The organism is Mycobacterium sp., from assembly GCF_050700595.1.
Classification (GTDB): Bacteria; Actinomycetota; Actinomycetes; order Mycobacteriales; family Mycobacteriaceae; genus Mycobacterium.
In genome coordinates this window covers 1-3926 of the sequence record NZ_JBOHHI010000008.1, presented here as the reverse complement: position 1 = coordinate 3926, position 3926 = coordinate 1, and the positions used below count along the sequence as shown (strand labels likewise).

Sequence of the window (3926 nt, the reverse complement as noted above, 5' to 3'; positions counted from 1 at the left end):
CGCCAAGATATGGGGCACACCGGCTTTCACGGTCTTCCACACGCCCGACAGGTTCACATCGATCATGTCCTGCCAGTCTTTTTCGCTGACTTTATCGAGCGTGTCGCCCTCGTCGTTGCCGGCGTTGCTGATGCCTGCATTGGCCACGATGACGTCCAGCCGGCCCAGCTGCTCGACCCCGCTGTCCACTGCGGCTTGCAGGGCCTGGTAGTCACGCACGTCGATTTCGGCGGTGACAATGCGGCGGCCGTGGCCCTTGACCAGATCCGCGGTCTCGGCCAGGTCCTCCGGCGTGGACGGCGGGTTCAAGAACCCTTCGATCGGCTTGCAGATGTCGATGGCAATGATGTCGGCGCCCTCTTGCGCCAATCGCACCGCATGCGCGCGGCCCTGACCGCGCGCCGCCCCGGTGATGAACGCGACCTTGCCTTCGACTCGCCCAGCCATAATTCCCTCAATTCTCGTTTCTTACAGCCAGGTCCATGATCGTGTCACGTCGCGGCTCGGGTGCGCGCATCGGTCAGGGCGCGACAGGCCGGTTCGTCCATTGCCGGTCAGTTCGGCGCGACGAGCGGAACCACCCGCCCGCTGCACCGGTGCCGCCATCGGTCGGGATCGCATGGCCGGTGACGAATGCCGACAGGTCCGAGGCCAGGAACAGGATCACCCGGGCCTGGTCCTCGGGCAGCCCCATCCGTCCGACCGGAACCCATTGCGGCCACTGCTGTTGTTCCTCGGCGGACAGCCACTGCGAATAGGGCACCTGTAGCGATTCGGTGACGTCGGGGCCGATCGCGTTGACCCGCACACCGGCACGCCCCACTTGCACGGCGAGGCAGCGGGTGAAGTGGATGACGGCCGCCTTGAAGGCGGCGTAAACGGGATCCTCCGGGTAGCCGCGCAGCCCTTCGACGGAGGAGACGTTGACGATCGCGCCTGCGTGCTGGTCGATCATCATCGGCAGGAATGCGCGGGTGACGAGGAAGACGTGGTGCAGGTTGACGCGGTAGAGCTCGTCCCACAGCTGCGGGTCGGTGTCGACGAAGTTGCCGGGGTGGCGCAGCCAGTGGCCCACGTTGTTGACCAGCACGTCGACCCGGCCGAAGCGATCCCGCACCGATCGTGCCAGGCCGCTGACCTGGTCGGCGTCGCGGACGTCGGTGACCACGGCCAGAGCCGAGCCACCCGACGTCGTGATCTCCCCGGCGGTGCGTTGCGCGAGCTCGGCGTCGATATCGGTGATGACCACCCGGGCGCCATGTTGCGCAAACAGCCGCGCGGTTGCCGCGCCGATACCGCCGCCGCCGCCGGTCACCACCGCAATGCGGTCACTCAGTAGCGCGCCGGCCAGCGTTGCGTCGTCCATGCATCACATCTTGGCCACAGTCGGGAGGCCGCATAGCCTCATACTGAGATTGTGACGACGCACGGTCCCGAGGCTCCCGTGCAACTGCGCGTGCAGAGTTTGCGCCGCTATCCGGTGAAGTCGATGCTCGGTGAGGACGTGACCGAGATGATCGTCGATGAGCGCGGCGCCGACGGCGACCGGCGGCTGGCGCTTGTCGACGCGGCGACCGGGCGGGTGGCCAGTGCCAAGCAGCCCCGGTTGTGGCGCATGCTCTTGCGGCTCAGCGCGAGCGGCGACGTCGGGCGGGTGCACATTCAGCTGCCCGACGGGGCGGACGTGGCGGCCGACGACCCCGACATCGACGAGCTGCTCTCCCGGCTGGTGGGACGACCGGTCCGACTGATCAGCGAGCGGCCGCAGGGCGCCACACTGGAGCGGCCCGACCCGGAGAAGGTGCTCGAGCTCGGCGTAGACGCCGAGGTCGAAGCCTGCATCGTCGAGATCGCGGGGGCAACACCCGGCGACTCGTTCACCGACCTTGCCCCGCTGCACGTGATCACGACGGCCACTGTGGAGCGCGTCGGCACGGAGGCGTTGCGTTACCGGCCGAACCTGGTGATCGCCACGCCGCCCGGATACCCGCCCTATGCCGAAAACGACTGGGTGGGCAGGGAGCTATCCGCGGGCGAGACGCGGCACCGGGTTCTTAAACCCACTTCACGGTGCGCGGTGCCCACGCTCGAGCACGGCCCGCTGCCACCGGCACCGCATGCGCTCCGTACACTCGTGGCCGAAAACCGGGTGGCGTCACCGGGATCCGGGATGCTCCCGTGCGCCGGGGTGTACCTGGAGGTGCTGGCGGGCGGAGCCATTCGCATCGGCGACCCGGTCGCCTTGCACTAACCGCCGTCTGCCTTGCCTTGACGGGTCCACCGAATCATTTCTATTTTAGTGATTTAAGGCTTGGTTCCCGGCCGTCTCGGCAAAGCGGGTCCTATGACGCTTGTGATCGATGCCGACGGGCATGTGGAGGAGACCCTTCCCGAGCTGGTCGAAGCGATCCCGTCGGCCATGCGGGACAGTTCCATGCAGTTCGTCGCCGAAGCCGGCGGCTTCGTCACCTATCGCATCGAGGGCCGGCTCTGGCGGTCGAAGTACCCGTTCCCCGGCGGTCTGCAAAACCACGTATCGGCCGGCGGCGTGCGGCGCGAGGGCGGTCGCGATCCCAAGGTCCGCCTGCAGGTCCTCGACGACGAGGGGATCGACGCGGCGGTGCTGTATCCAAGCGTCGGCCTGATGTTCGGGCTCGTGGAACATCCCGATATCGCGGCCGCCCTGTGCGGCGCCTACAACGACTGGCTCGCCCGCTACTGCGCCACCGACCCCAAGCGCCTGATCGGGATCGCGCTTCTGCCTCAACAGGACCCCGGCCTGGCGGCGGCCGAGTTGGAGCGGGCCGTCAGCATCCATGGCTTTGTCGGAGGCGTAATGCGACCCAACCGGGTCGGCGGTCGCACCGTGGACCATCCCGACTTCGACGCGTTGTGGGATAAGGCCCAGCAACTCGACGTTCCGGTGTCGTTCCACGAGGCCTACCTGTCCGGCATCGACACCGTTGGCCTCGACCGGATGTCCAACTACGCCGGCTGCCACATCGTCAGCCATGTATTCGAGCAGATGACCGCCATGGTCAACGTCACCTTGGCCGGAGTCTTCCAACGCTTCCCGAGGCTGCGGCTGGGCTTCCTGGAAGCCGGCTGCGGATGGGCCCCGACCTGGGTTGACCGCATCGAGGAGCACTACGAATTGGCTCCCGACGACTACCGCGGGGGAAAGCCGAACGGCACCGTCGACACACGATCGTGGCTCACGTTCGAGATCGAGGAGCCTGGCTTGGTGTCGACCCTCGAGCAAGGATGGGCCGACAACGTGATGTTCGCCTCGGACTATCCGCATCATGACGCCGTCTATCCCGGGGCGGTCAAAAGCGTCAAGGAGCGCGACCTCGGCGAGATACTGGAACGAAAAATCCTGGCTGACAACGCCTTAGCGTTCTACGGCGATCGGCTGCGGCGGATCCTCGACCGGTGAGGAGCACAGCATGACAAGCACTCGAACAGGCCGCCCGACGCCGATGCGGGCCATGGCCGTCACCAAGCCCATCGCCCCGGCGCTGCCCGAGCTCGCGCCCGCCCAGGAGTTGGCGCTGCTGTGCCGCTGTCTGTTCGTCGAGGGATACAACGACCACCTCGCCGGCCACATCACCTACAAGCAGCCGGACGGGACCTTCCTGGTGAACCCCTTCGGACTGACCTGGGACGAGGTGACGGCAAGCGACATCATGGCCATGGACGCCGACGGCAACGAGACCGGCGGCCGGTGGACGATCACGCCGGCCATCACGCTCCACGTCGAATTGCACCGCGCCCGTGGCGATATCGGCGTGGCGATCCACAACCATTCGCGGTGGGGCACGGTGTGGGCCGATATCGGACGCGCCCCCGAGATCTATGACCAGACCGGCGCGCTCTATCACGGCGGGGTGGCGGTGTACGACGAATATTGGGGAACCGTCGAC

5 protein-coding genes are annotated in these 3926 nt (G+C 66.9%); 3 read left to right on the top strand and 2 right to left on the bottom strand.

Features of this window, described 5'->3' with window-relative positions:
* Both ACRDTL_RS00350 and ACRDTL_RS00345 read right to left on the bottom strand, forming a co-directional pair.
* On the bottom strand, positions 1-447 hold a 447-nt coding region (locus tag ACRDTL_RS00350; protein ID WP_431504740.1), incomplete at its 3' end, for an SDR family NAD(P)-dependent oxidoreductase.
* 73 nt (positions 448-520) lie between these two features.
* The gene (locus tag ACRDTL_RS00345; protein WP_431504739.1) at positions 521-1366 is read right to left on the bottom strand and encodes an SDR family NAD(P)-dependent oxidoreductase; all 846 of its coding nucleotides are present in this window, start codon (positions 1364-1366) and stop codon (positions 521-523) included.
* A 51-nt stretch (positions 1367-1417) separates the two neighbouring features.
* Here ACRDTL_RS00345 and ACRDTL_RS00340 point away from each other — a divergent pair, with 51 nt between their 5' ends.
* The 3 genes from ACRDTL_RS00340 to ACRDTL_RS00330 form a co-directional block, all read left to right on the top strand.
* Positions 1418-2251, top strand: coding sequence for an MOSC domain-containing protein (locus ACRDTL_RS00340; protein WP_431504738.1), 834 nt, complete (start codon positions 1418-1420; stop codon positions 2249-2251).
* 93 nt (positions 2252-2344) lie between these two features.
* On the top strand, positions 2345-3439 hold the full coding sequence (locus tag ACRDTL_RS00335) for an amidohydrolase family protein (RefSeq protein ID WP_431504737.1): 1095 nt from the start codon (positions 2345-2347) through the stop codon (positions 3437-3439).
* Positions 3440-3449: 10 nt separating this feature from the next.
* The coding region (locus tag ACRDTL_RS00330; RefSeq protein ID WP_431504736.1) for a class II aldolase/adducin family protein at positions 3450-3926 on the top strand (477 nt) is incomplete at its 3' end.